The following is a 24,894-nucleotide window of genomic DNA, read 5'->3' as shown; positions in this document are numbered from 1 at the left end:
TTCAGCGTTTACGCAACAATTTCGGTTTCGCGAACCCGATGCATGCGCAACGAAAGGTCAGGTTATTTGGGGTCCGGCACTCGGGGCGCGACGCGAACCGCCGTGCTTGCGCCGGTTATGGCGTGCTTTTTGTCCGGCGTCGCCACCACGTTGCGTGCTCAACCAATGCGCCAGGCAGCGCCCGCCGCCGCATGGTCGAGCCCTTCCCGGCGCGCTTGCGCAGTGCGGCAAGAATCCCGGTCGATAAACAGATTCGATGCCTTTAGGCAGTCCTTTCGTTAGTCCGCGTCGCGCGCCCAAACCTACAATGGGGCTTCGTGATGATCGACGTCTGGTGAACCGGAAATGACTGAAAAATCGATGCTCGTGGTGAGCGCGCATAGCGCCGATTTCGTATGGCGCGCGGGCGGCGCGATCGCCCTGCACAAGAAGAATGGCTACCGCGTGAAGGTGGTGTGCCTCTCGTTCGGCGAGCGCGGCGAGTCCGCGAAGCTTTGGCGCAAGGGTGCCGACATGACCATCGAAAAGGTGAAGGCCGCGCGCCGCGAGGAGGCGCTCGCCGCCGCCGACATTCTCGGCGCGGAAGTCGACTTCTTCGATCTGGGCGATTACCCGCTGCGCGTGTCCGACGAAGCGCTCTTGCGCCTCGTGGATGTCTACCGCGACGTGCAACCGGCCTTCGTGCTGAGCCACTCGCAGAAGGACCCGTACAACTTCGATCACCCGCTCGCCATGCACGTGGCGCAGGAAGCGCGCATCATCGCCCAGGCCGAAGGTCACAATGCGGGGCAGAAGATCGTCGGCGCGCCGCCCGTCTATGCGTTCGAGCCGCACCAGACCGAACAGTGCGAGTGGACGCCGAACACCTTCCTCGACATCACCGAAGTATGGGACGTGAAGCGCCGCGCCATCGAGTGCATGGCGGGCCAGGAACATCTTTGGGAGTACTACACGCGCGTCGCGCAGCAGCGCGGCGTGCAGGCGAAGCGCAACATCGGCATCACGGCGAAGCGCGACATTCAATATGCGGAAGGCTATATGCGCCTGACGCCCGCAGTAGTGGGAGACCTGGCATGAAACGCGGTGTAGTCGTTACCCAGATTCCGCGCGCCGACGCGCGCCATGTGCAAATCCTCAAGGAAGCGGGCACGGCCACCGTGCACGAGGCGCAAAGCCGTCTCGGCCTGCTCGCCACGTACCTGCGGCCCGTTTATTCGGGCGCGGCGATCGCGGGTTCGGCCGTGACCGTGCTCATGCCGCCCTCGGACAACTGGATGTTGCACGTGGCCGTGGAGCAGTGCCGCGAAGGCGACGTGCTCGTGGCCGCGCCCACCTCGCCCTGCGAGGACGGCTACTTCGGCGAATTGCTCGCGACTTCGCTTGCGGCGCGCGGTGTGCGCGGGCTCATCATCGACGCGGGTTGCCGCGACGTGCGCGCGTTGAAGGCGATGGACTTCCCGGTGTGGTCGAAGGCCGTCTCGGCGCAAGGCACGGTCAAGGAAACGCTGGGGTCGGTGAACGTGCCGGTGGTGTGCGCGCAGCAGATCGTACACCCCGGCGATGTGATCGTGGCCGACGACGACGGCGTGGTGGTGGTGCCGCTCGCCACGGTGGCGAAGGTCGTGGAAGCCACCCAGGCGCGTCTTGCGAAGGAAGAGAAGACGCGCGCGGTGCTCGCGGGCGGCACGCTCGGCCTCGACTACTACAGCATGCGCGAGCGCCTGGCCGAAAAGGGGCTGCGCTACGTCGACACGCCCGCAGACGCTTGAGCGCGCAACCATCGATGGCGCTGGACGAACGGCGTGGTGGGTATGCCCGCCTCGATGTGGCAAGGACGCGTGCAAGCCGTCCATACGCTTTGACCGACTGACCGACTGACCAACAGCGAGCGCCGCACCGGCGCTCGTTTCACATGCGCGCCCGGCGGCGCGCCATGCTCACCCGGTGCGCCGTCCTTCCACCACGCGCGTGGCCGGCGCCACATCCATCACGGAAAGACGGATCGCGTCGATCAACGCGCGCGCGGCCGGCGAGGGCGAGCCCTGCGCGCGCAAAGTGAGGCCGATGTCGCGGCGCGTGTGCTGCAACGGCACGTCGAGCACCGCGAGCTGGCCCGACTCGATTTCATAGTGCAACTGCTGCGCCGAGAGCGACGTGATCATGTCCGTGCCGAGCAGCAGCCCGCGAATCACGGCGAGATCGGCTGTTTCGACGGTGGGCATGGGCGGCCTGAGCTTCACGCGGCGGAACTGCGCTTCGAGCAATCCGCGCGAAGGCGAATGCGTGCGCGAAAGAATCCACTGGGCGTCGCGCAGGTCGTTCAGCGTGAGGTTGTGCTTCTTCGCGAGCGGATGGTCCCGGCGCGCGAGCACGACCATGTCCTCCGACATCAGCCGTTCGTTGGCAAGCCCGCTTGCCGCGTCGTTCTCGCGCAGCGCGCCGAGCACGAAGTCCACGTCGCCCGCGCGCAGGCCCGCCACCAGCAGTTCGTAGGCGCTTTCGTCGGTGACGACGCGCACGCCCGGATGCAACGCGGAAAGCCGCGCGATGGCCGCCGGCAGGATCAGTGTGCGCCCGAGCGGCAGCGCGCCCACCGTGACCGACCCCTGGATGTTGCCGTGCAGCGCCGCGATGTCGTCGGGCACGTGGCGCAGTTCGTTGAGCGCGCGCCGCACGTGCAGCAAGAAGGTTTCGCCCTCGGCCGTGAGCAGCACGCCGCGCGGGCCGCGATGGAACAGCGTCACGCCCGAGCCGCTTTCGAGCACGCGCATCGCGCTGCTCACCGCGGGCTGGCTGATGCCGAACGCATTGGCCGTGCTCGGCATGTGGCGGTGCCGCGCGAGCGCGACGAAAAGCTGGAGGCGGCGCGTATTGAGCAGATACGCGGGCAGCGTGCCCTCGCTCAACGCGCGGCGGCGCGCCTGGCGCGCGGCGCACCACTGCGCGAGTTCTTCCAGCTCGCAGAAGATGCGCGCGCAACGTTCCAGCACGACGCGCCCCACGGCCGTGGGCAGCATGCCCGAGGGCTTGCGCTCGAATAGCGGCGCGTCGAGGGCGGTCTCCAGCTCCTGCACCGAGCGCGTGACGGCCGACTGCGCGCGATAGAGGGCCGAAGCGGCGCGCGTGGCGCTGCCGGTGTCGGCAACGAGGCGAAAGGCGCGCAGATGCGCGAGGTTCAGGAGTTCGGGCTGGCTCACGGCTCGATGATGTTTTCTGGGGTGGGGAACGCGCCGTGTCTCACGCGGCGCCTGCGATCAGATGCAGACGGTCGACCGAAAGATTGAGGCTTTCCTTGGAAATATGCGTGTGCTCCTTCATCAGCGCCTCGACACGCGCGCCTTCGCCGTTCACCAGTGCGCCGACGATCGCGTGGTGCTGGCGGTGCGCATAGGAAAGCATCATGAACTGGCGCTCCTGCGCGGCCTTGTCGAAAACCACCGTGCCGGGGGAAACGAACGGAATCTTGTCGTTGAGCCCGAGCGCGGCGGTTACCGCGAGATTGTGCGCCGCTTCGACAATCAGTGCGTGGAAGCGGCCATTCATCGCGGCGTAACGCGTTTCGGCCTCGCTGTCGAGCACGCCCGCCGCGAACAGCGCGTCGCCTTCGCGCAGGCAGTCTTCGAGCGCGCGGGCAAGCGCCGCGTCCACGCCGCGCTCGGCGACCGAGCGGGCGGCGAGCCCTTCGAGCACGCCGCGCACGTCGATGGCGTTGAGCACGTCGGTCACGGAAAAGCGCCGCACCGTGTAGCCGCGCGCGCCCGAGCGCTCGACCATGCCTTCGGTGGCGAGCACGCTCAAGGCATAGCGCAGCGGCGTGCGCGAGATGCCCAGGCGCTCGGCGAGCTGCGCCTCGACGAGGCGCTCGCCGGGCGCAAGCTCGCCGGAAAGAATGCGCGTGCGCAGCGCCTGTACGATGGTTTGCTGGGTTGTCCCGTTCATGTCATGCGTGAATCGCAGCGGGCGGGGCGCGCCCGTGACGGCGCATGCCGCCCTTGCGAGTTTGTTCTTTTGATATCTGTTTCGTTTATGGAGTGGTTGCCTGGGCGATCGTCAACGGATTCCCGCAACAGGGTTTCAGGATACCAAAAACCGTTGCGGCGCGCGGGTTTGGGAACCGCTCCAGGCACCGAAAAATGCATGGAAGCCCTGAAAATACGAGAAAAAGCAAAAATTCCGTGGTTAACCCTGACTTACCGTTTGCGCGGTACTTTTGTAATTTCGTATCCCAATTGATGGATCGAAAGCGTCAGGGGGCGTATCCGGTCCGGCGCGGCGCGCATGCGCCGCATGAACTGCGGCAGAGGGCAACATCATGGCAAGAATAGTGGGCGGCATCGGCACATCGCACGTGCCGACAATCGGCATGGCGTACGACAAGGGCAAGCAGAACGAACCCGCGTGGGCGCCGCTTTTCCAGGGGTACGAACCGGTGGCGAAGTGGCTCGCCGAGCGCAAGCCGGACGCGCTCGTGATGTTCTATAACGATCACGCCAACAGCTTTTTCTTCGACTGCTACCCGACCTTCGCGCTGGGCGTGTCGGCCAGTCACGAGTTCGCCGACGAAGGCGCGGGCAAGCGTCCGCTGCCCGATATCGCGGGCCACCCGGAGCTGGCGATCCATATTGCCGAGCAACTCGTGAACGACGAGTTCGACCTGACGATCTTCCAGGACAAGCCGCTCGATCACGGCTGCAATTCGCCGCTCTCGCTCATGCTCCCGCACGAAGGCGGCTGGCCCGCGGCGCTGGTGCCGGTGCAGGTGAACGTGCTCCAGTACCCGCTGCCCACGGCCAACCGCTGTTACCGGCTCGGCCAGGCGCTGCGCCGCGCCATCGAATCGTTCGAGGAGGATCTCGACGTCGTGGTGGTGGGCACGGGCGGCCTCTCGCACCAGGTGCACGGCGAGCGCAGCGGCTTCAACAACACCGAGTGGGACATGGAGTTCCTCGACCTGATCGTGAACGATCCCGAACGGCTCGCGCGCATGAAGCACGTGGACTACGTGCGCCTGGGTGGCGCGGAGAGCGTGGAGACGATCATGTGGCTCGCCATGCGCGGCGCGCTTGGCGGCAAGATTCGCGAAATCCACCGCAATTACTACCTCGCGACCAGCACGGCGATGGCGGTCACGGTCTACGAAGAAGAGGGCCGGCAATGAATCCGCAACTGGTGGGCATCGAGGAATTGACGGGCACGTATGCGTTCGACATTCGCCAGAGCATGAAGGCCATGCGCCTGAACCGTTTCTTCTGGCAAATGCGTTTGCCGCAGGCACGCGACCTATGGCTTAACGACCGCAAGGCCGCCTACGACGCGGCGGCCCTGACTGACGAAGAACGCGCGCTGGTGGACGCGACGGACTGGCTCGGCCTGATCCAGTACGGCGTGTGCTTCTTCGTGCTGGAGAAGTTCGCGCGCGTGGTGAAGATCACCAATCTCGGCATGTACGCGAGCATGCGCGGCGAAACCCTCGAAGCGTTCCTCAAGACGCGCAGGGTGCCCGACGCGGTTTGAGCGCCGGCGCGGCGGCGGCGCACGCCTGACCTGCCGCCCGATGTCCTGATTCCCTTTTGCGCACGAGCGGGCGGCACAGCCCGCTCGCCTCGCGTACGACCTCGCGGCGCGCACGCCGCGCGGTTGCTTGCGGTCCGCCGGATTCCGGGGTGGCGGGCTGGATCACCGTCGATGCACGAAAAAACAGGTTTGTTCAAAACAGGAGGCTTGGAGAATGGAAAACAATAAGCAGTACAAAAAGATTGCGATGGCGATCGTGGGCGCCATCGGCGTGATGGCGGGCGCCGCACCCGCGTTCGCGCAAAGCAGCGTGACGCTCTACGGGATGATGGACACCGGCATCACCTATGTGAGCAACCAGGGCGGCAAGCACAACGTCAAGATGGACGACGGCGTGAACGGCCCGAACCTCTGGGGCATGACCGGCACGGAAGACCTGGGCGGCGGCACGAAGGCGTTCTTCCAGCTCGTCAACCAGTTCCAGGTCGACAACGGCAGCTTCATGCCGAACAAGAGCCTCTTTAGCCGCACGTCGATCGTTGGCTTGAGCGACGAGCGCTTCGGCAAGCTCACGCTCGGCAATCAGTACGACTTCATGACGGACTCGCTCTACTTCGCCGGCAACGATCCGGCGGAGCTTTCGGGGCACTTCTACGATTTCCGCGCGGGTCCGTTCCAGAAACTCGCGCTGCCGAACAATCCGACCGGCGCGTTCGACTGGGACCGCATGGCGGGCGAAACCGTCAACAACTCCGTGAAGTACCTGTCGCCGACCTACGGCGGCTTTAGCGCGGGCGCGATGTACAGCTTCGGCGGCGTGGCCGGTTCGATCGGCACGGGCAACGGCACGAGCTTCGCGCTGAACTACGCGGCGCATGACTTCGGCGTGAACGCGGCCTATACGAACCTCAAGACCGTGGTGACGGGCGAGGGCGACGTGAGCATCCGCAACTGGGGTATCGGCGCGCACTACCGCTTCGGCGGCTGGATCACGAACGCGCTGTTCACCACGGTCCACAACTCCGCCAATGGCGGCTCGGTGTACGAAGGCTCGGTGGGCGCGCACTACAACTTCACGCCCGCGCTCAGCGCCGGCGCGTCGTACATGTACATGAAGGGCAACGACGTGGTGGACAACAACCACGCGCACCAGGTTGCCGCGATCGTCGACTATGCGCTCTCAAAGCGCACGAGCGTGTACGTGCTCGGCGTGTACCAGCGCGCCAGTTCGGGCGGCCTCGCGCAGATCAACGGCATGAACTCGTCGGACGGTGCGTCGAGCGGCCAGACCCAGGCGGTCGCGCGCGTGGGCCTGCATACCCACTTCTGATCGGCACTTCCGATTGCGTCTTCTCGGCTTGTCATTGCGCGCCGCCCACACGGGCGGCGTTTTTTTGCCGCGTTCCGCGATCTCGGCTGCGCGCGGACTCACTCCAGCCTCCCGCCGGGCACGCAAACCACGCGAATTGGGCAAAATAGCGCCAATCGAAACAGCACTCGCGTGACGAGAAGGGAAGTTTCATGACGGACACGGTGGATTGCGTCGTGATCGGCGCCGGGGTGGTCGGTCTCGCGGTGGCGCGCGCTTGCGCAAGGCAAGGCTGGGAGACCGTTCTCGTCGAGGCGGAAAACGCCATAGGCAGCGGCACCAGTTCGCGCAACAGCGAAGTGATCCATGCGGGCATCTACTATCCGCAGGGCTCGCTCAAAGCGCGTCTGTGCGTGCAAGGCAAGCAGCAGCTTTACGCCTACTGCGACGCAAAAGGCGTGGAATATCGCCGCTGCGGCAAGTTCATCGTCGCGACGAACGAGGGGCAGCTCGACGCGCTGCGCGCCATTCGCGCGGCGGCGGCGGCCAACGGCGTGAACGACTTGCGCTGGCTGGAAGGTGTGCAGGCGCAGGCGCTGGAACCCGCGCTCCATTGCGTGGCCGCGCTGGAGTCGCCTTCCACGGGCATCATCGACAGCCACGGCCTGATGCTCGCGTTGCAGGGCGATTTCGAGGCGGCGGGCGGCATGGTGGCGTTGTGCTCGCCGGTCACGGGCGGCGCGGTGCGCGCGGACGGCATCGTGCTGGAGGTGGGCGGCGCGGAGCCGATGCAACTGGCCGCCAGGCGCGTGGTGAATAGCGCGGGGCTCTTTGCGCAGCAGGTGGCGGCTTCGATCGAAGGCATCGCGCGCGAATCGATCCCGCCGGGGCGTTACGCGAAGGGCAATTACTATTCGCTTACGGGCGCCGCGCCGTTTTCACGGCTCATCTATCCGGTTCCCGAAGAGGGCGGCCTCGGCGTGCACCTGACGATCGACCTCGGCCGCCAGGCGCGCTTCGGCCCCGACGTCGAATGGATCGACACGATCGATTACACCGTCGACCCGGCGCGCGCCGCGAAATTCTACGAGGCGATCCGCACGTATTGGCCCGCGCTGCCTGACGACGCGCTGCAACCGGGTTATGCTGGCATCCGCCCGAAACTCGCCGGCGGCGGCACGCACGGCGGGGGCGATTTCGTGATCCAGGGGGCACGCGGGCATGGCGTGAGCGGGCTCGTGAACCTCTATGGGATCGAATCGCCGGGGCTGACCGCCTCGCTCGCCATTGCGGACGAAGTGGTCGAATGCCTGAACCTGAACCTGAACTGAACGCACTAGCGAATCACAAGGAGAACACGATGGTCTACGAGATGGCGCATATCACGGTGAGCGCAGGCAAGAACGCCGAATTCGAAGCGGGCGTGGCGCAGGCGCTGCCGCTCTTTCATCGCGCGCGCGGCTGCCTTGCCGTGGAACTGCAACGCGGCGTGGAAGAGCCGAACCAGTATGTGCTCGTCGTGCAGTGGGATACGATCGAGGACCACATGGTCCACTTTCGCGAGTCGGAGGACTTCCAGGAGTGGCGGCGCCTTGTCGGCCCGTACTTCGAAAAGCCGCCGGTCGTGGGGCATACGCAAGTCGTCGTGAAGTAAGACGCTGAACGCGACGCAGGCTGCGCTGCCACGCCACAAGCGGTGCCGCGCGCAGCCTGCGTACGCTCGCTTGATTGGTATGCGTCCAATGTACACACGTGTATTTACATTTGCTCTGTCCCAGGCTAGAGTACATCCATGTACATCCATCGGTTGGAGCGGCGCATGCATACGACCAGAGTCTTCAAGAATGGCAATTCCCAGGCGGTGCGCATCCCTGCCGATCTGGCCTACGAACGCGGCGACATCGAACTCGAGATCGAGCGGATAGGCGATGAAATCCGCATCCGTCCGGCGCGCCGCCCGCTCGGCGGCGTCATGAAGAAGTTCGCGAAATTCGGGCCGGATTTCATGGCCGAGGGGCGCGGCGAGCAGGGCCAGGACGATCGCGAGGCGCTCTGATGCCGCAGTTCATGCTCGACACGAACATCTGCATCTATCTGATGAAGAATCAACCCGAGCAGGTCGCGAAACGCTTCGCGCAATGCTATGTCGGCGACGTCGTGATGTCGGCAATTACCTATGCCGAACTCGAGTACGGTGTCGCCGTGTCGGAGTATCGCGCGCGAGAAAAGCGCAATCTGGCCGCCTTGATCGAGGATATTCCTGTCGTGCCGTTCGACGCGGGCGCGGCGGTTGCCTATGGCCCGGTTCGGGAAGCGACGCGCGAGCGCAAGAAGGACCACCTCGACAAGCTGATCGCCGCGCACGCAATCGCGCTCAATGTGGTGCTCGTTACGAACAACGAGCGCGACTTTGCGCATTACCCAGGCGTGAAGGTCGAAAACTGGCTGAACGCCTAGTCGCCGGCAGTCAAGCGCCGCACAGACGCTGAACAGCCGTCCCTCAGGCGCGGATCGCAAACCCCTCCACATACGCCACCGCATCGTCGCCGTCCCACGTGCGGCCGTCCACGAACGGGGCGCTCGCGCCTTCGTCCGGCGTCCCGATTCCCATCGCGCCCGCCGCCTCGCGATAGAGCGCGGTCTGGTTCAGCGCGTGGGCGATCTCGCGGTAATCGCCGCGGCGCGCGAGCATGCCCCATCGCTCGAACTGCGTGAGAAACCACACGCCTTCCGATTCGTGCGGGTAATTCACCCGGCCTTCCTCGAAGAACTTCATGCCCGGCGCGCTCGACCCCGCATCGGCTTCCAGACGCTGGGCGATCAGCGCGGCATCCACGCCGAGCATTTCCGGTCGCGCGAGCCACTGCGAAATTTCCCGCCGATGGCCCTCGCCGTCGAGCCAGCGGCACGCCTCCAGCATCGTCTGCACGAGCGCGCGCGCCGTAGCCGGATAGCGCGCGACGAAGTCGCGCCGGCACGCCAGCACCTTCTCGGGATGGTCCGGCCAGATCCCGCCGCTCGAGATGATCGTGCGGCCCACGCCGCGCTGCTCCGCCAGGCCCGGCCACGGCTCGCCCACGCACAGGCCGTCGAGCCGGTCTTCGGCGAGCGCGGCCACCATCTGCGGCGGCGGAATCACGACGCTTTCGATGTCGTCGAGCGGGTGCACGCCCTGTGACGCGAGCCAGTAATAAAGCCACATGGCGTGCGTGCCGGTCGGGAAGGTCTGCGCGAACACAGGCTTGCGATCGAGCGTGGCGAGCGCGCGCGGCAGCGTGCCGTGCTCGGCGAGCGCATCGGCCAGGCGGTTCGAGAGCGTGATGGCCTGGCCGTTGCGGTTGAGCACCATCAGCACGGCCATGTCCGTTTGCGGGCCGCCGAGACCCAGCTGCACGCCGTACACGAGCCCATAGAGCGAATGCGCGGCGTCGAGCTCGCCGGAAAGCAGCTTGTCGCGCAGCGCGGCCCACGAGGGCTGGCGCGAGAGTTCGAGCGTGAGGCCGTGCGCGTGGCCGAATTCGAGCAGCTTCGCGGCGACGAGCGGCGCGGCGTCGGCGAGCGGCACGAAGCCAATCTTCAGATGGGTTTTCTCCGGCGCGGCGAGAGGGGTGGTGGCGTTCATGGGCAGTGCTTCATTCGTTGCGTTCGTGCGGCTCGGCCGCCGCGACGATCTGGCGGGCGACCTCGGCGAGCTTCAGACTCTGGTTCATGGCCCGCTTGCGCAGTGTCGCGTAGGCGGCGGGCTCGGTCATCTTCTGCTGCTCCATCAAGAGGCGCTTGGCGCGGTCGATGAGCTTGCGCTCGGCCAGTTCGTTCTCGGCCTGCGTGAGGCGCTCGCGCAACTGCGCTTCCTGCGCGAAGCGCGCGAGCGCGACTTCGAGGATCGGCGCGATGCGCTCGCCGGCGAGCCCTTCCACGAGGTAGGCCGTCACGCCCGCGTTCACGGCGGAGCGGATCAACTGCTGGTTGGCGTCGTGGCTGAACATCAGCACGGGGCGCGGCGCAGTGGCGTTCATGACCGCGAGTTGTTCGAGCGTGTCGCGCGAGGGCGACTCGGTGTCGATGATGATGACATCGGGCCGCTCGCGCTCGACCACGCGATGCAGCGCCTGCGGCGTGGCGGGCTCGGCGAGCATGTCGTAGCCGAGCCGCGCGAGCGCGTCGCGCAGGTCGCCAATAGGCTTGTCGGTGTCGGTTACGAGCAGTACGCGCAGCATGGGTATTCGGGGAGTCGTCGGCATGAAATCTTCGACGGTTGATCGGTTCTTTGCTCTCACGCCCGGCGTCTACGCGCCAGACGGGACGGCGGCGTGCCGCCGTCCGGTGCATCGCGCTCCATAGCGGAACATACGGAAGATTCAGCAAGGTGCGTGCCAGTTTGCCTTGCGGCGGGAAAGCCTTGCCGGATGGGATCGACTGCGTGCTGCACGACTCTATGGCGTTCACGGCGTGGTGCACCGCAGCAGTGCGCGGGAAGTCGCGCTGCACCCAACTGGCGCAGAGGGCGCGGCGCATGCACGAAAAAGTGCGGGATGAAAACTGACGTTGGGGCGCGATGCGGCAGTCGAACCGAGGTAGGAAAACCGCGGCAATCAAACCGCGGCAGTCAATTCGTTCCCCTCAGACGATTCACGAAGCAAGGCAGCCGCCGCGCGTTCAATTCAGGATTCCGAAATGAAATGGCCGAAGCTTTGCGTGGTGCAGTGCGCAAGGCACGCGTGCCGGAAAGCGGGCGTTGCGCCGCGACGGTGTGTCCCGAATCTCCGCTATTGTGACGACCATATTTCATCTATGCTGCTTTTTGCACCTCATCGCTCCCACTATCCCCACGGTAGCATGCTCATCATGAACCACCGGCCCATGGATTCGGATAGACCCTCCGCCCCTCCCGGGGCACCCGCAAGCGCCGGCCGGCAATGGCTGCGCTGGCTGCCCGGCGTGGCACTGCTCAAGCAGTATCAGGGCGCCTGGCTTTTCAACGATCTCGCGGCGGGTCTGGTGCTCACCACCATGCTCGTGCCCGTCGGCATTGCGTATGCCGCGGCGTCCGGCGTGCCGGGCGTCTACGGCCTTTACGCGACGATCATTCCGCTGCTGGCGTACGCCGTGTTCGGACCCAGCCGCATTCTCGTGCTCGGCCCCGACTCCGCGCTCGCGGCGCCGATTCTCGCCGTGGTCGTGCAGGTGGCGGGCACGGACCCGTCGCGCGCGATTGCGGTGGCGAGCATGATGGCGCTCGTGTCCGGCACGGTATGCGTGGTGATGGGGCTGCTGCGTCTGGGCTTCATCACGGAGCTGCTGTCCAAGCCCATTCGATACGGCTACATGAACGGCATCGCGCTGGCGGTGCTCATCAGCCAGTTGCCCAAGCTCTTTGCCGTTTCCGTCGAAGAGCAGGGGCCGATCAGAGACCTGCTCAATCTCTTTCAAGCCGTCGCGCGCGGCGAGGCCAACTGGTACAGCTTCGCCGTGGGCGCGGGCAGCCTCGTGCTGATCCTCGTGCTCAAGCGCTTCGAGCGGGTGCCCGGCATCCTGATCGCGGTGATCGTGGCGACGCTCGCGGTGAGCCTCTTTCACCTCGACAGCCTGGGCGTGAAAGTGCTCGGCAAGATTCCGCAAGGCCTGCCCGCACTGTCGCTGCCGTGGGCGAACAACCTGGATCTCGTCAAGATCGTGCTGGGCGGCGCGGCCGTGGCGTTGATCGCCTTCGCCGACACGAGCGTGCTTTCGCGCACCTATGCGGCGCGCTTTCGCGCCCGCGTGGACCCCAACCAGGAGATGGTGGGCCTCGGCGTGGCCAACCTCGCGGCGGGACTGTTCCAGGGCTTCCCGATCAGCAGCAGCGCGTCGCGCACGCCGGTTGCCGAAGCCGCCGGAGCGCGCACGCAACTGACCGGCGTGGTGGGCGCGCTGGCGGTGGCGGCGCTGCTGATGTTCGCGCCCAATCTGCTGCGCTATCTGCCCAACAGCGCGCTCGCGGCCGTGGTCATTGCCGCCGCGCTGGGGCTGTTCGAAATCGCCGATCTGAAGCGCATCTACCGCATCCAGCAGTGGGAATTCTGGCTCTCGATCGGCTGCTTCGTGGCCGTTGCGGTGTTCGGCGCCATTCCCGGCATTGGGCTTGCCGTGGTGATCGCCGTGATCGAATTCCTCTGGGACGGCTGGCGGCCGCACTTCGCGGTGCTCGGGCGCGTGGAAGGCCTGCGCGGCTACCACGACATCACGCGCTACCCGCAGGCCGCGCGCATGCCGGGGCTCGTGCTGTTTCGCTGGGACGCGCCCTTGTTCTTCGCCAATGCCGAATTGTTCCAGCAGCGCCTGCTCGAAGCGGTGGACGCGTCGCCCACGCCCGTGCGCCGCGTCGTGGTGGCGGCCGAGCCGGTGACGAGCGTGGATGTCACCTCGGCCGACATGCTGCGCGAGCTGAGCCAGGGGTTGAGCGAGCGCGGCATCGCGCTGCACTTCGCGGAGATGAAGGACCCCGTGCGCGACAAGCTCAAGCGCTTCGATCTTCTCGATCTGATCGGCCCCGACCGCTTCGATCCGACCGTAAGCAGTGCTGTGGACCGGTATTGCGACGAGGCGGGGATCTCGGAGGATGACGAACCGCCGCCCAAGGGCAGCTAATGTAGCGCTGGTGCGGCGCACCTCGCGCCGCACCGCATGGCCCGGCCGCTCAAGCGCCCGGCTTGAGCACGACGCGAAAGCGCGCCTTGCCGCTCATCATCCGCTCATAGGCTTCTGCGGCGCGCGAGAGCGGATACTCCTCGATCATCGGCTTCACGCCCGACAACGCGCTGAACGCGAGCGTTTCCTGCGAATCCGCTGCGGTGCCGGAGGGCCAGCCCTGCACCGAATGGCGCCCCATGATGAACTGCGTGATCGGCACTTCCACGGGCTCCTCGGACACGCCGACCATGATCATCTTGCCGTTCAGCCCGAGGCCGCCCAGTGCGGCGCTCATGGCCTTGCCGCTCGTCGCCGTGGCGAGTATCACGCGCGCGCCGCCCAGCGCGAGCAAGGCTTGCGCGACATTCTGCGAGGCGCTGTCGATGTAGTGATGCGCGCCGAGTTGCTGCGCGAGCGGCGCCTTGTCCTGCCCGCGCGCGATGGCCACGGTCACGAAGCCCATTTTGCGCGCGTACTGCACGCCGAGATGGCCGAGCCCGCCGATGCCGAGAATCGCCACCACATCGCCCGCTCGCGCGCCGCTGTTGCGCAGCGCGTTGAAGGTCGTGATGCCCGCGCACAGGAGCGGCGCGGCGTCGACGTCGGAAAGGTCGGCGGGCATACGCGCGAGCGCTTCCTGCGGCGCGAGCATGTAGTCGGCATAGCCGCCGTCATAGCTGATGCCGGGGATTTGCCCCTTCTGGCAGAGCACGAAGTCGCCGTGCCCGCAGTGCTCGCAATGGCCGCAATGCCCGCCGTGCCAGCCCACGCCGATACGCTGCCCGACCTCCCAGCCTTCCACGCGTGCGCCGAGCTTGTCGATCACGCCCGCGATCTCGTGGCCGGGCACGCGCGGGAATTGCAGGCCGGGCCACTGGCCTTCCTTCGTGAGCGAATCGCTGTGACAGATCCCGCAAGCCTGCACCTTGACGAGCACGTGTCCTTCGGGCGGCTCGGGTATCTCCCGCTCGACCAGTTCGAGCGGGCCGCCCGGTTTTGCTACCTGCACTGCCTGCATCTTTCGCATCGTCTGCTCCTGGGTAGGGTAGGAACCGTGCGCCGCGCCAGCCAAGACAGGCATGGCGCACGAGGATGGAACGGCACAGCACGCGCGCACGCCTGTCCGCCGGAACGCGCCGATACCGCAACATTGTAGGACGCCGCCGCACGCCCTTCGCGTTGCGTGTCAGGCGCTGCACAGGCTTTGCGCGGGTATGCGAGAAATTTTTTTGCGCCGATGTCACACGCCGCCCAGGCTATCTCGTCATGTCATGGCAACCCACCGAAAGGAGATGAAACCATGACAGCCAAGCTCGACCTGTTCGCCGCCGCTCCGGCCCTGATGAAGTCCTGGATGGGCACTTCGCTCGCCGTGGCCGGGAGCCTCGAACCCGGCCTCATCGCACTCGTGGAAGTGCGCGCCTCGCAAATCAACGGCTGCGCGAATTGTCTTAACATGCATACCGCCCATGCGCGCGAGCAAGGCGAGACCGAGCAGCGCCTGTATCTGCTTTCCGCCTGGCGCGAGGCGCCGTGCTACACCGACCGGGAGCGCGCGGCGCTCGCCTGGACCGACGCGCTCACGCGGCTTTCCGAGGGCCCTGTGCTCGACAGCGCGCGCGAGGCGCTCAAGGACCACTTTACCGAGGAGGAGCAGGTGAAGCTCACGCTGATGATCAATGTGATCAATGGCTGGAATCGCCTCGCGGTCGGCTTTGGCCTGTGGGTCGATCCGGCGGCGGCGAAGGCCATGGCCAGGCAGGCGGCCGTCGCATGACCGGCGCGGGCATGAACGAAGCCGCGGCGAGTTTCGACCCGCTGCGGCGCAAGCTGATACGCGTGGCGTATCGCATGCTCGGCTCGGTGGCCGACGCCGAGGATATCGTGCAGGACGCGTTTATCCGCTGGATGGACGTGGAGCGCACCGAGGTGCGCGTGCCCGAGGCCTTCCTGCGCCGCATGGTCATGCGCCTGTGCCTCGACCAGCTCAAGTCGGCGCGGCATCGGCGCGAAACCTACATCGGTCCGTGGCTGCCCGACCCGGTCGTGGAGGATGACGAGCAGGACGACGTCACGCTGCCGCTCATGCTCGCGCTCGAACGCCTCTCGCCGCTCGAACGCGCGGCGTTCCTGCTGCACGACGTATTCGGCCTTGAGTTCGAGGAGGTCGCGACCACGATCCAGCGCGAACCGGCGGCATGCCGGCAACTGGCGGCGCGGGCGCGCACGCATGTGAGGCAAGCGCGCCCGCGTTTTCATGTCGAAAAGGCGCGCGGACTGGAGCTTGCCCAGGCGTTCTTCGCGGCCTCGCGCAGCGGCGACATGAGCGCGCTCGGCGCCATGCTCGCCGCCGACGTGAGCCTGCACGCGGACGGCGGCGGCAAGCGTTCGGCCATCGGCCATCCGGTATTCGGTTTCGAGAGCGTGATGAAGTTGCACGCGCAACTGGCGGAGCTGTTCCGCAAGAACGGCTCGACGCTCGTGCGCGCGGGTTTCATCAACGGGCTGCCCGGTTTCGTCACGCGCGAGGCCGACGGCGAGCTGCAAACCACGGCGCTCGACATCGAGAACGGCAAGGTTACGGCCATCTACGTCATGCGCAACCCGGACAAGCTGCGCCATCTGCACGAGGCCGCGCTCTAGCGTGCGCGTGCACAAACGTTCCAGACAGCGAGCTCCGCCGCGTGGATCATGAGCGCCTTCCACAAGGAGGCAAGATGTTCGATACGAAAGTGGCGCTGGTCGTGCGGGAGAATCTCGCGGTCTGGCAGAAGCTCAATGTGACCGCGTTTCTGGCGACGGGCATCGCGGCGGCGGCGCCCGACGCGCTGGGCGAGCCCTACGAAGACGCGCGCGGGCAGCGCTACGGCCGCATGCTCGGCCAGCCGATGATGATCTATGGCGCGGATGTCGATGGTTTGCAGGCCGCGTTGCGGCGCGGCCTGTCGCGCGAACTCACGATCGTGCCGTATGTGCACGCCATGTTCTCGACGGGACACGACGCGGCGAATCGCGAGGTGTTCCGCGCCGAGGACCCTGAGCGTCCCGATCTGGTGGGGATCGCGCTATATGGCCCGAAGAACGCGGTGGACAAGGCCGTCAAGGGACTGGCGCTGCATCACTGAATGGCGCAGTCGTTGAATGCAAACATCCGGTGCCGCATGATGCGGCTCTTGTATTGCAACTAACCGCCAAGCCCGCCACCCGCCGCGAGCGGGGCGGCGAGCCGGTCAACCGGCCTTGCGAACCGGCGGATAGCGCCGTTTGCCATTGCCTATCGAAATGCGGCGGAAGCGCTCCTTCTTGTGCTCTTCCTCGAAATGGGAAAGCGAGAGCTTCACGAGATCGCTGCGCGAGACGATGCCCACGAGCCGCCGCGACTCGCGGTCGGCCACCACGGGCAAACGCTCCAGTCCGTGGATCGCAAGACGCGTGGCGATCTGGCGGCAGGTTTCCTCCGGCAGCGCCACATCGGGAGAACGTTGCGCGAGCAACGAGCCGAGCGGCGTGTCGAGTTCCTCGGTCGCGGCGCTCGCGCGCACGGCGTCGAGCATCGCGCGATCCACCACGCCGAGCACCGCGCCGTCGCGCACCACCGGGAACGCGCGGCGTTGCTGCGTCGCGCCGAAGTGGCGCGCGAGGGCGTCGCGCACGGTGACGTTCGCGTCGATGGTGTCGACCTTGCGCGTCATCACTTCATCCACGTAATGACGCTCCAGCGGATCGACGCCGTACTCGCGATAGATGTGATAGCCGCGCCGCGCGATCTTCTCGGTCATGATCGAGCGCTTCATGACGATCGTGGCGAAGCCGTGCGCCACCAGCGTGGCCGTGAGCAGCGGCAAGAGCGCGTTGGTGTCGTGCGTGAGGCCGAACGCGAACACGATGGCCGTGAGCGGCGCGCCGAGCGTGGCGCCGAGCGTGGCCGCCATGCACACGAGCGGCCACAGCGCCGGGTCGCTGCCGGGCAGCACGTGGCTCAGCACCGAGCCGAGGCCCGCGCCGAGCATGAGCAGCGGCGCGAGCACGCCGCCCGAGGTGCCGGAGCCGAGCGCCACGACCCAGATCACCGCCTTCACCACCAGAATCGCAATGGCGACTTGCAGGACGATGTGCTGATGGAGCAGGTCGCCGATCACGTCGTAGCCCACGCCGAGCGCGCGCGGTTCGATAAAGCCGCCGATACCCACCACGAGACCGCCGATGGCGGGCCACCACGACCAGTGCAAGGGCAGATGGCCGAACAGATCCTCGACCTTGTAGAGCGCCGCCGAGAGCCCTGAGGCCAGCGCGCCCGCGAGCAGCCCGGCGATCAGGCACGAGAACAGCGCGGTGGCGTGCGGCGGCAGCGTCTGCATGGGAAAGAGCGGGCCCGTGCCGAAGAACGTCGCGCGCGCGAAGCCTGCCACGGCGCACGCGAGCGCCACGGGCAGGAAGCTGCGCGGACGCCATTCGAACAGCAGCAGCTCGACCGCGAGCAGCACGGCCGCAACGGGCGTGCCGAACACGGCCGTCATGCCGGCGGCGGCGCCCGCCACGAGCAGCGTCTTGCGCTCGGCGGAGGTGACGCGCACGCACTGCGCGAGCAGCGAGCCGAGCGCGCCGCCCGTCATGATGATCGGGCCTTCCGCGCCGAACGGGCCGCCGCTGCCGATCACGATGCCCGACGAAAGCGGCTTGAGCACGGCCACCTTCGGCGACATCTTGCTCTTGCCGAACAGGATCGCTTCGATGGCTTCGGGAATGCCGTGGCCGCGAATCTTCTCGGAGCCGAAGCGCGCCATCATCCCGACGATCAACCCGCCGATCACCGGCACGACGATGACCCACGCCCCGAGCGTGTTGAGCGCGGGCGAGCGGTCGGCGAACGAGAACTGGCCGAAGAAGAACAGGTTCGTGAACCAGTGGATCAGGCTCAGCAGCACGAACGCCGCGAGCGTGGCCAGTGCGCCGATCACGGCGGCGAGCGCACTGATGCCGGGCAGGCGTGCGTTCGCCGAAAAGTCGCGCTTGTGGGAGTCGTCGGAATGCATGGTTAAAGATCGATTTGCGGGATGGTGAACGCGCCGTCGAGCGAACTCAGCTCGGCGCGGTGCAGTTCGGCAAGACGCGCGAGCAGCTTCTCGCCGGCGGCGAGCAGGTGCACTTCCACCTGGCGGCGGTCACGCTCGCTCACGCGGCGCTCGACCAGCTCGATTGCTTCGCAGCGCGAAACGAGCGCCACCACGCCGTGATGCTGCGCCTGCAAACGCTCGGCCAGCTCGCCGATGGTCGCCCACGCGCGGCCCGGATAGCCCTTCACGTGCAGCAGCAACAGATATTGCAGCGGCGTGATGCCCTCGCCCTGCGCCGCCTGCTCGGAGAAGCGTTCGAAGCGGCGCATCTGGTAGCGAAATTCGGAGAGCTGCTCGAAGTCGACCTTGTTCAGGTCACGCGTGCTTTTTTTCATTGGGTGTCCATGGAACGTTTCCTTCTCCTAATATATCACAATGTGATATTTATGACCGGAAATGCCCGTGTAGCGGCCAATCTGGTCCCGTGTAGGCGGGCGTACCCGCTCAGGCGGGTGCGCGCTGCGGCGTCTTCGCCTGCTGATAGAGGCCCGAGATCAGGTCGGCCTGCGTGATGATGCCCGCGAGCCGCCGCTCGCTGTCCACGACCGGCACGTGATGGTGGCCGCGCCCCGCGAAAATGCGCACGAGCTCGGTGATCGGCGTCGTGGCCGCGACGGTGAGCACGTGGGTGGTCATCAGCGTGGCGACGGGCTGATCGGCCTCGGCGCGCGGGCGGATCGCGCGCGCGAGGGCGAACGCCACAAGACGCAGCGGATGACGCTCGCGCCCTTCGTCGGCGAGGTCGGCGCGCGTGACGATGCCCTTCACGTGACGCTGCGCGTCCACCACGGGCAGCGCTTTCACGTCGTGGCGCTTGAGCAGCGAACGCGCTTGCCCTACGGTCGTCGCGGGCGTGATGCTCACCACATTGGCGGACATGACGTCGGCGCAGATCAGCTCGCCGAAACTGCGCGCATAGGCGCGGATTTCGGCGTCGCGCAGGATCGTTTCGAGGTCGTCGGTGTCGATGTCGAGCAGCTCGTCGCGATCGTCGAGCACCGCTTCGAGGTCGGCGCGCGTGAAGCCGGCCTGCGCGGCCACGGGCCCCGCGACCTTGGGCGCGCGCACCGCGTGTGGATAGCGATGCCCCGTGGCCGCGTGATAGACGAGCGCGCTGCCGAGCAACAGGACCGATTGCAGCGCGACGGGCGCGAACACGAATTCATAGCCGAGCGCATGCACGGCCGGGCCGCCGAGCACGGCGGTGAGCGCCACCGCGCCCGAAGGCGGGTGCACGCAGCGCAGCGTGAACATCGCGATGATCGCCACGCCGATGGCGACGGCGGCGGCCGGCACGGGGTCGGGAATCCACATCGCGGCGGTGACGCCCACGATCGCGGATACGAGATTGCCGCCGATGATCGACCACGGCTGGGCGAGCGGGCTGGCGGGCACGCCGAACAGCAGCACGGCCGAAGCGCCCATGGGCGCGATCAGATAGGGAATGCTCGGGTTGCCGCCCAGCAGCCGGTGTGTGACGGCGCCGGTGAGGGCGATGCCGAACAGCGCGCCGAGGCCCGCGCGCAGGCGCTCGCGCTTTCTGACGGTGACCCGGGACGGGGTGAAGCGGGTGAGCCAGCGGAGGACTTTGAAGCGTGACACGATCGGGAGCGCAGGATAGAAACGGGACCGGGACGCCCGTTGCGGGCGTTTTCGGACGGCCGCAAGCCGCCCAAAGAAACGAGATTATATCGCAACGTGATATATGTCGCGACAGTTTGTCGCGTCGGGGGCGCGGGGGGGGGGGGCGGAGCGGTCTGGGCGGGGAATGGGGGGCGCAACGGTTTCCCTCGCGCCTGGGGGAGGCGAAGGGAGCAGACGCCGCCGCGCCGGGCGGCGTGGCGGCTTGCGTCCGGATTAGCCGGCGTGCGGGGGCTGGCCCGCGAAACGCGGCGCGGGCGCGGCGTTGGGGTGGCTTTCCGGGTGGCCTTCGGGGCGGCGATGGCGGCCCGCATCGGCGCTGCGGATTGGCGGCGGCGGGCGGTGCGACGCCGCTTGCACTGCGTGCGCAGGCGGATGCCCGGCGGGCGGCGGCCGGTGACCGTGCGGCTGCATCGTCACGCGCACGCGAGCAGGCGGCTCGGCCATGTGAACGCGCTGCATCGGCAGATGACCTTCGTTGTGAGCCATCACCACGCGCAGTTCGGAGCGGCGGTGCAGGACTTCGCCGCGCAGGTCGCCGTGGCCGTAGTAGTGGCGCTGGCGATGGCCGTCCGAGCCCACGATCCAGATATAGGTGCTGCCGCCCGTGTAGACGATGTCGCGATCGAGCGCGACCGAAACGTACGCATCGTATTGTTGCGGGACATAAACAGGCTGGGCAACGACGACGGGCGGCGGCGGGGGCGCGGCAACCACGGCCGTGGCGCGCGCGGGACCGGCGACGACGCGGGCGTCGGTGACGCAGCCCGTGATGAGCGAGGTTCCGAATAAAGCCAGTGCGAATGGGAGAGCGCGTAGTTTCGCGTTCAAGCGGGACTCCGGATTGGGTTGTTGGCGGTCCCGTGTGTTAACGGCACATGCGAAAGGCGCTTGAGAAAACGGCGCGCGATACCGGTATGCGGATCGCGCCGTGCCATCCGTTTTTCGCATACCTGAGTTCCCAATTTGTGATTTTACGATGGCATATCGGCTTCCTATACTCGGCCGCGAAACGTCAAGATTTCGCACCGATTCCGGAGACAGCCCCGCCATGAACGCCCCCGATCGCTCAGCCGTAGAAGCCGCGGCGCAAGCCGCATCCGTTTCACTCGACGACAAATACACGCTGGAAAAAGGCCGCGTCTACATCAGCGGCACGCAGGCGCTCGTGCGTCTGCCCATGCTGCAAAAGGCGCGTGATCGCCAGGCGGGGCTCAACACCGCGGGCTTCGTCTCCGGCTACCGCGGCTCCCCGCTGGGCGCGCTGGACCAGTCGCTATGGAAGGCGAAAAAGCATCTCCAGGCGCACGACGTGGTGTTCCAGCCCGGCGTGAACGAAGACCTCGCCGCCACCGCCGTATGGGGCACGCAGCAGATCAACCTCTGGCCCGGCGCCCAGCGTGACGGCGTGTTCGGCATGTGGTACGGCAAAGGCCCCGGCGTCGATCGCACCGGCGACGTCTTCAAGCACGCCAACTCGGCGGGCACCGACGCGCGCGGCGGCGTGCTCGTGCTGGCGGGCGACGACCACGCGGCGAAGTCGTCGTCGGTCGCGCATCAGTCGGAGCACGCGCTGATCGCGGCCGGCATTCCCGTGCTCTATCCCGCGAACGTGCAGGAATATCTCGACTACGGTCTGCACGGCTGGGCCATGAGTCGTTACTCGGGCCTGTGGGTCGCCATGAAGTGCGTGACCGACGTGATCGAATCGACCGCGTCGATCGACCTCGACCCGGATCGCGTGCAAATCGTCACGCCCGACGACTACACGATGCCCGCGGGCGGCCTGAACATCCGCTGGCCCGACGCGCCGCTCGCCCAGGAAGCGCGTCTGCTCGACGAGAAGTGGTACGCCGCGCTCGCCTATGTGCGCGCGAACCGGTTGAACCGCGTGGTGATCGATTCGCCGCGCGCGCGCTTTGGCATCATGACCGCGGGCAAGGCCTATCTCGACGTGCGCCAGGCGCTCAGCGATCTCGGTCTCGACGACGAAACCTGCGCGCAGATCGGCGTGCGCGTGCTGAAAGTGGGCTGCGTCTGGCCGCTCGACGCGCAGGACGCGCGTGCGTTCGCCACGGGCCTCGACGAAATTCTCGTGGTCGAGGAAAAGCGCCAGATTCTCGAATACGCGCTCAAGGAAGAGTTGTACAACTGGCGCGAGGACGTGCGCCCCAAGATTTACGGCAAGTTCGACGAGCGCGACAACGAGGGCGGTGAATGGTCGGTGCCGCGCGGCAACTGGCTGCTGCCCGCGCACTACGAACTCTCGCCCGCGCTGATCGCCAAGGCCATCGCGCGGCGTCTCGCGCGTGCGGACGTGTCCCATGCGGTGCCCGAGGAAGTGCGCGCGCGCATGCTCGCGCGCGTGGCGATCATCGAAGCGAAGGAGCGCGAGGCCGCGAAGCCGCGCGTGAGCGTGGAGCGCAAGCCGTGGTTCTGCTCGGGCTGCCCGCACAACACGTCCACCAATGTGCCCGAGGGTTCGCGCGCGCTGGCGGGCATCGGCTGCCACTACATGTCGATGTGGATGGACCGCAAGACCGAAACGTTCAGCCAGATGGGCGGCGAGGGCGTGGCGTGGCTCGGCCAGATGCACTTCTCGGGCGACAAGCACGTGTTCGTCAACCTTGGCGACGGCACGTACTTTCACTCAGGACTGCTGGCGATTCGCGCGGCCATTGCGGCGAGCGCCAACGTCACGTACAAGATTCTCTATAACGACGCCGTGGCGATGACGGGCGGTCAGCCCGTGGACGGCGTGCTCACGGTGCCGCAGATCGCGCATCAGGTGCACGCCGAAGGCGCGAAGCGCATTGTCATCGTCACCGACGAGCCGCAGAAGTACGACGCCGGCGTCGTGCTGCCGGCCGGCGTGGACGTGCATCATCGCGACCGGCTCGATTTCGTGCAGCGTACGCTGCGCGACGTCGCGGGCACCACCGTGCTGATCTACGACCAGACCTGCGCGACCGAAAAGCGCCGCCGCCGCAAGCGCGGTACGTATCCCGATCCGGCCCGCCGCGCGTTCATCAACGACGCCGTGTGCGAGGGCTGCGGCGACTGCTCCGTGCAGTCGAACTGCCTTTCCGTCGAGCCGCTCGACACGCCGCTCGGCACCAAGCGCAAGATCAATCAGTCGTCGTGCAACAAGGACTTCTCGTGCGTGAAGGGCTTCTGCCCGAGCTTCGTGACGGCCGAGGGCGCGCAGTTGCGCAAGCCGCGCGCATTGGGTTTATCGGGCGCATCGGGCGTCGATTTCGGCGTGCTACCGGTGCCCGCGTTGCCAGGACTCGCGAAACCGTACGGCATTCTCGTGACGGGCGTGGGCGGCACGGGCGTCGTGACCATCGGCGGGTTGATCGGCATGGCCGCGCATCTCGCGGGCAAGGGCGTGACCGTGCTCGACATGGCCGGTCTCGCGCAAAAGGGCGGTGCGGTGCTCAGCCACGTGCAGGTGGCGGCCGCGCCCAGTGCCTTGCACGCCACGCGCATCGCCACGGGCGAGGCGCGTCTCGTGATCGGCTGCGATCCGATTGTTTCCGCTTCGGGCGACGTGCTCTCGCGCACCCAGCATGGTGTGACGGTGGCCGCGATCAACAGCGGCGCGACACCGACAGCCGAATTCGTCAAGAATCCTAAGTGGGTGTTTCCCGGCGCGCAAACCGGGTCCGAACTGCGCACGAGCATCGGCGAAGGCTGCGCGTTCATCGACGCCAACGCACTTGCGCTCGCCCTGCTCGGCGACACCATCTACAGCAATCCGCTGCTGCTCGGCTTCGCGTGGCAAAAGGGCTGGCTGCCGCTGGAGCTCGCGCATCTGCAACGCGCGATCGAGCTGAACGGCGTGTCGGTGGAGAAGAACCAGCAGGCGTTCAACTGGGGGCGCTATGTCGCGCATCACGGCGAGGCCGCCGTGCGCGCGTTCGCGAAACCCGCGGCCGACCCTCAAGCCATCGTGCTGGCCATGCCCGAGTCGCTCGACAAGACGATTGCCGCGCGCGAGGCCCTGCTCACCGCGTACCAGAACGCCGCCTATGCGCAGCAGTATCGCCGTGTGGTCGATCGCATTCGTGTGAAGGAAACGCAGCTTGGCGGCGATGCGAAGCTGCCGCTCACGCGCGCGGTTGCGGTGAATCTCGCGAAGCTCATGGCGTACAAGGACGAATACGAGGTGGCGCGCCTCTACGCCGACCCGGCGTACCTGCAAAAGCTGCGCGAGCAGTTCGAAGGCGAGCCGGGCCGCGACTACACACTGAACTTCTGGCTCGCGCCGCCGCTTTTCGCGAAGCGCGACGAACACGGTCATCTCGTGAAGCGGCGCTTCGGCGCGTGGATGCTGCCGGTGCTGCGCGCCACGGCCCGCATGAAGGGCCTGCGCGGCACGGCGTTCGATGTGTTCGGCAAGACCGAGGAGCGGCGCGAGGAGCGCCGGTCGATCGCGGAGTATGTCGCGCTGGTCGACGAGTTCTGCGCGAGCCTCGACGCGCCACGCCTTGCCGCCGCGCTGCAACTGGCGGCGCTGCCCGACGAGATTCGCGGCTTCGGCCACGTCAAGGCGCGCAATCTCGCTGCGGTGGCGAAGAAGCGCGAGCGCCTGCTGGCGGACTACCGCATGCCCGCCGCGATGCGCGCCACGGCCTGAGCGGC

23 protein-coding genes are annotated in these 24,894 nt (G+C 66.9%); 14 read left to right on the top strand and 9 right to left on the bottom strand.

Annotated features, from left to right (window positions below):
• Positions 1-345 precede the first annotated feature (345 nt).
• Positions 346-1,077: a PIG-L deacetylase family protein gene (locus tag C7401_RS07190; protein WP_112170651.1), complete on the top strand. Its 732-nt coding sequence runs from the start codon at positions 346-348 to the stop codon at positions 1,075-1,077.
• A complete protein-coding gene (locus tag C7401_RS07185; protein ID WP_112170650.1) occupies positions 1,074-1,769 on the top strand; it encodes a 4-carboxy-4-hydroxy-2-oxoadipate aldolase/oxaloacetate decarboxylase in 696 nt (231 codons plus the stop codon). Before C7401_RS07190 ends, C7401_RS07185 begins: the two co-directional genes overlap by 4 nt.
• Positions 1,770-1,937: 168 nt before the next feature.
• On the opposite strand, the gene C7401_RS07180 is transcribed toward C7401_RS07185, so the two are convergent.
• Together C7401_RS07180 and C7401_RS07175 are read right to left on the bottom strand one after the other, a co-directional pair.
• Positions 1,938-3,197, bottom strand: coding sequence for a LysR family transcriptional regulator (locus C7401_RS07180; protein WP_112170649.1), 1,260 nt, complete (start codon positions 3,195-3,197; stop codon positions 1,938-1,940).
• Between the two features lie 40 nt (positions 3,198-3,237).
• A complete protein-coding gene (locus C7401_RS07175; protein WP_112170648.1) occupies positions 3,238-3,939 on the bottom strand; it encodes a GntR family transcriptional regulator in 702 nt (233 codons plus the stop codon).
• 373 nt (positions 3,940-4,312) lie between these two features.
• Between C7401_RS07175 and C7401_RS07170 the strand changes: the two genes are divergently transcribed.
• The 7 genes from C7401_RS07170 to C7401_RS07140 all read left to right on the top strand — a co-directional run bounded on the left by C7401_RS07170 (position 4,313) and on the right by C7401_RS07140 (position 9,280).
• A complete protein-coding gene (locus tag C7401_RS07170; protein WP_112170647.1) occupies positions 4,313-5,158 on the top strand; it encodes a gallate dioxygenase in 846 nt (281 codons plus the stop codon).
• Entirely contained in the window at positions 5,155-5,514 is a 360-nt protein-coding gene (locus tag C7401_RS07165; RefSeq protein ID WP_112170646.1) for a protocatechuate 3,4-dioxygenase, read from the top strand. Before C7401_RS07170 ends, C7401_RS07165 begins: the two co-directional genes overlap by 4 nt.
• A gap of 247 nt (positions 5,515-5,761) precedes the next feature.
• The gene (locus C7401_RS07160) at positions 5,762-6,844 is read left to right on the top strand and encodes a porin (RefSeq protein ID WP_112170730.1); all 1,083 of its coding nucleotides are present in this window, start codon (positions 5,762-5,764) and stop codon (positions 6,842-6,844) included.
• Between the two features lie 191 nt (positions 6,845-7,035).
• Positions 7,036-8,154, top strand: a complete 1,119-nt coding sequence (locus C7401_RS07155) for an NAD(P)/FAD-dependent oxidoreductase (RefSeq protein ID WP_112170645.1) — start codon at positions 7,036-7,038, stop codon at positions 8,152-8,154.
• A 29-nt stretch (positions 8,155-8,183) separates the two neighbouring features.
• A complete protein-coding gene (locus C7401_RS07150; protein WP_112170644.1) occupies positions 8,184-8,477 on the top strand; it encodes an antibiotic biosynthesis monooxygenase family protein in 294 nt (97 codons plus the stop codon).
• A 165-nt stretch (positions 8,478-8,642) separates the two neighbouring features.
• Positions 8,643-8,879 (top strand): type II toxin-antitoxin system VapB family antitoxin, encoded by a 237-nt coding sequence (gene vapB / locus C7401_RS07145; protein ID WP_112170643.1) that lies wholly within the window; start codon positions 8,643-8,645, stop codon positions 8,877-8,879.
• Positions 8,879-9,280 carry a type II toxin-antitoxin system VapC family toxin gene (locus C7401_RS07140; RefSeq protein WP_112170642.1) on the top strand — a complete coding sequence of 134 codons (402 nt, stop codon included), beginning with the start codon at positions 8,879-8,881 and terminating at the stop codon, positions 9,278-9,280. Before vapB ends, C7401_RS07140 begins: the two co-directional genes overlap by 1 nt.
• A 43-nt stretch (positions 9,281-9,323) precedes the next feature.
• Here the strand turns inward: C7401_RS07140 and C7401_RS07135 are convergent, their stop codons facing one another.
• Both C7401_RS07135 and C7401_RS07130 read right to left on the bottom strand, forming a co-directional pair.
• Positions 9,324-10,445, bottom strand: a complete 1,122-nt coding sequence (locus C7401_RS07135) for a CmpA/NrtA family ABC transporter substrate-binding protein (RefSeq protein WP_112170641.1) — start codon at positions 10,443-10,445, stop codon at positions 9,324-9,326.
• 10 nt (positions 10,446-10,455) lie between these two features.
• Positions 10,456-11,040 (bottom strand): ANTAR domain-containing response regulator, encoded by a 585-nt coding sequence (locus C7401_RS07130; RefSeq protein ID WP_112170640.1) that lies wholly within the window; start codon positions 11,038-11,040, stop codon positions 10,456-10,458.
• Positions 11,041-11,683: 643 nt separating this feature from the next.
• Here C7401_RS07130 and C7401_RS07125 point away from each other — a divergent pair.
• Positions 11,684-13,450, top strand: coding sequence for a SulP family inorganic anion transporter (locus tag C7401_RS07125; RefSeq protein WP_112170639.1), 1,767 nt, complete (start codon positions 11,684-11,686; stop codon positions 13,448-13,450).
• 49 nt (positions 13,451-13,499) lie between these two features.
• Here the strand turns inward: C7401_RS07125 and C7401_RS07120 are convergent, their stop codons facing one another.
• Positions 13,500-14,519, bottom strand: coding sequence for an alcohol dehydrogenase (locus tag C7401_RS07120; protein WP_112170638.1), 1,020 nt, complete (start codon positions 14,517-14,519; stop codon positions 13,500-13,502).
• A gap of 273 nt (positions 14,520-14,792) precedes the next feature.
• Here C7401_RS07120 and C7401_RS07115 point away from each other — a divergent pair, with 273 nt between their 5' ends.
• The 3 genes from C7401_RS07115 (at position 14,793) to C7401_RS07105 (ending at position 16,617) form a co-directional block, all read left to right on the top strand.
• Complete coding sequence (locus tag C7401_RS07115; RefSeq protein WP_112170637.1) at positions 14,793-15,269, top strand: carboxymuconolactone decarboxylase family protein; 477 nt, start codon at positions 14,793-14,795, stop codon at positions 15,267-15,269.
• Positions 15,266-16,135 (top strand): sigma-70 family RNA polymerase sigma factor, encoded by an 870-nt coding sequence (locus C7401_RS07110; RefSeq protein WP_112170636.1) that lies wholly within the window; start codon positions 15,266-15,268, stop codon positions 16,133-16,135. Before C7401_RS07115 ends, C7401_RS07110 begins: the two co-directional genes overlap by 4 nt.
• Positions 16,136-16,209: 74 nt before the next feature.
• Positions 16,210-16,617, top strand: a complete 408-nt coding sequence (locus C7401_RS07105) for a DUF2000 domain-containing protein (RefSeq protein WP_112170635.1) — start codon at positions 16,210-16,212, stop codon at positions 16,615-16,617.
• Between the two features lie 105 nt (positions 16,618-16,722).
• Here the strand turns inward: C7401_RS07105 and C7401_RS07100 are convergent, their stop codons facing one another.
• The 4 genes from C7401_RS07100 to C7401_RS07085 all read right to left on the bottom strand — a co-directional run bounded on the left by C7401_RS07100 (position 16,723) and on the right by C7401_RS07085 (position 21,078).
• Positions 16,723-18,525 (bottom strand): chloride channel protein, encoded by a 1,803-nt coding sequence (locus C7401_RS07100; RefSeq protein WP_112170634.1) that lies wholly within the window; start codon positions 18,523-18,525, stop codon positions 16,723-16,725.
• 2 nt (positions 18,526-18,527) lie between these two features.
• Positions 18,528-18,941, bottom strand: coding sequence for a MarR family winged helix-turn-helix transcriptional regulator (locus C7401_RS07095; RefSeq protein ID WP_112170633.1), 414 nt, complete (start codon positions 18,939-18,941; stop codon positions 18,528-18,530).
• Positions 18,942-19,050: 109 nt separating this feature from the next.
• Positions 19,051-20,208: an HPP family protein gene (locus C7401_RS07090; RefSeq protein WP_112170632.1), complete on the bottom strand. Its 1,158-nt coding sequence runs from the start codon at positions 20,206-20,208 to the stop codon at positions 19,051-19,053.
• A gap of 255 nt (positions 20,209-20,463) precedes the next feature.
• On the bottom strand, positions 20,464-21,078 hold the full coding sequence (locus C7401_RS07085) for a hypothetical protein (RefSeq protein ID WP_112170631.1): 615 nt from the start codon (positions 21,076-21,078) through the stop codon (positions 20,464-20,466).
• 220 nt (positions 21,079-21,298) lie between these two features.
• Here C7401_RS07085 and C7401_RS07080 point away from each other — a divergent pair, with 220 nt between their 5' ends.
• Complete coding sequence (locus tag C7401_RS07080; RefSeq protein WP_112170630.1) at positions 21,299-24,889, top strand: indolepyruvate ferredoxin oxidoreductase family protein; 3,591 nt, start codon at positions 21,299-21,301, stop codon at positions 24,887-24,889.
• Positions 24,890-24,894: the final 5 nt, after the last annotated feature.

The sequence above is a fragment of the Paraburkholderia unamae genome (genome assembly GCF_003268775.1).
In the GTDB taxonomy this organism is placed as follows: Bacteria; Pseudomonadota; Gammaproteobacteria; order Burkholderiales; family Burkholderiaceae; genus Paraburkholderia; species Paraburkholderia unamae.
This window is presented reverse-complemented; position numbering and strand designations above follow the sequence as displayed.

Bases quoted from the DNA above. Each gene is read 5' to 3' on its own strand.
- C7401_RS07165 (WP_112170646.1), top strand. From the start codon at position 5,155: ATGAATCCGCAACTGGTGGGCATCGAGGAATTGACGGGCACGTATGCG.
- C7401_RS07140 (WP_112170642.1), top strand. From the start codon at position 8,879: ATGCCGCAGTTCATGCTCGACACGAACATCTGCATCTATCTGATGAAG.
- C7401_RS07115 (WP_112170637.1), top strand. From the start codon at position 14,793: ATGACAGCCAAGCTCGACCTGTTCGCCGCCGCTCCGGCCCTGATGAAG.
- C7401_RS07190 (WP_112170651.1), top strand. From the start codon at position 346: ATGACTGAAAAATCGATGCTCGTGGTGAGCGCGCATAGCGCCGATTTC.
- C7401_RS07095 (WP_112170633.1), bottom strand. From the start codon at position 18,941: ATGAAAAAAAGCACGCGTGACCTGAACAAGGTCGACTTCGAGCAGCTC.
- C7401_RS07130 (WP_112170640.1), bottom strand. From the start codon at position 11,040: ATGCTGCGCGTACTGCTCGTAACCGACACCGACAAGCCTATTGGCGAC.
- C7401_RS07150 (WP_112170644.1), top strand. From the start codon at position 8,184: ATGGTCTACGAGATGGCGCATATCACGGTGAGCGCAGGCAAGAACGCC.
- vapB (WP_112170643.1), top strand. From the start codon at position 8,643: ATGCATACGACCAGAGTCTTCAAGAATGGCAATTCCCAGGCGGTGCGC.
- C7401_RS07100 (WP_112170634.1), bottom strand. From the start codon at position 18,525: ATGCATTCCGACGACTCCCACAAGCGCGACTTTTCGGCGAACGCACGC.
- C7401_RS07170 (WP_112170647.1), top strand. From the start codon at position 4,313: ATGGCAAGAATAGTGGGCGGCATCGGCACATCGCACGTGCCGACAATC.
- C7401_RS07160 (WP_112170730.1), top strand. From the start codon at position 5,762: ATGGCGATCGTGGGCGCCATCGGCGTGATGGCGGGCGCCGCACCCGCG.
- C7401_RS07175 (WP_112170648.1), bottom strand. From the start codon at position 3,939: ATGAACGGGACAACCCAGCAAACCATCGTACAGGCGCTGCGCACGCGC.
- C7401_RS07105 (WP_112170635.1), top strand. From the start codon at position 16,210: ATGTTCGATACGAAAGTGGCGCTGGTCGTGCGGGAGAATCTCGCGGTC.
- C7401_RS07080 (WP_112170630.1), top strand. From the start codon at position 21,299: ATGAACGCCCCCGATCGCTCAGCCGTAGAAGCCGCGGCGCAAGCCGCA.
- C7401_RS07125 (WP_112170639.1), top strand. From the start codon at position 11,684: ATGGATTCGGATAGACCCTCCGCCCCTCCCGGGGCACCCGCAAGCGCC.
- C7401_RS07135 (WP_112170641.1), bottom strand. From the start codon at position 10,445: ATGAACGCCACCACCCCTCTCGCCGCGCCGGAGAAAACCCATCTGAAG.
- C7401_RS07120 (WP_112170638.1), bottom strand. From the start codon at position 14,519: ATGCGAAAGATGCAGGCAGTGCAGGTAGCAAAACCGGGCGGCCCGCTC.
- C7401_RS07155 (WP_112170645.1), top strand. From the start codon at position 7,036: ATGACGGACACGGTGGATTGCGTCGTGATCGGCGCCGGGGTGGTCGGT.
- C7401_RS07110 (WP_112170636.1), top strand. From the start codon at position 15,266: ATGACCGGCGCGGGCATGAACGAAGCCGCGGCGAGTTTCGACCCGCTG.
- C7401_RS07185 (WP_112170650.1), top strand. From the start codon at position 1,074: ATGAAACGCGGTGTAGTCGTTACCCAGATTCCGCGCGCCGACGCGCGC.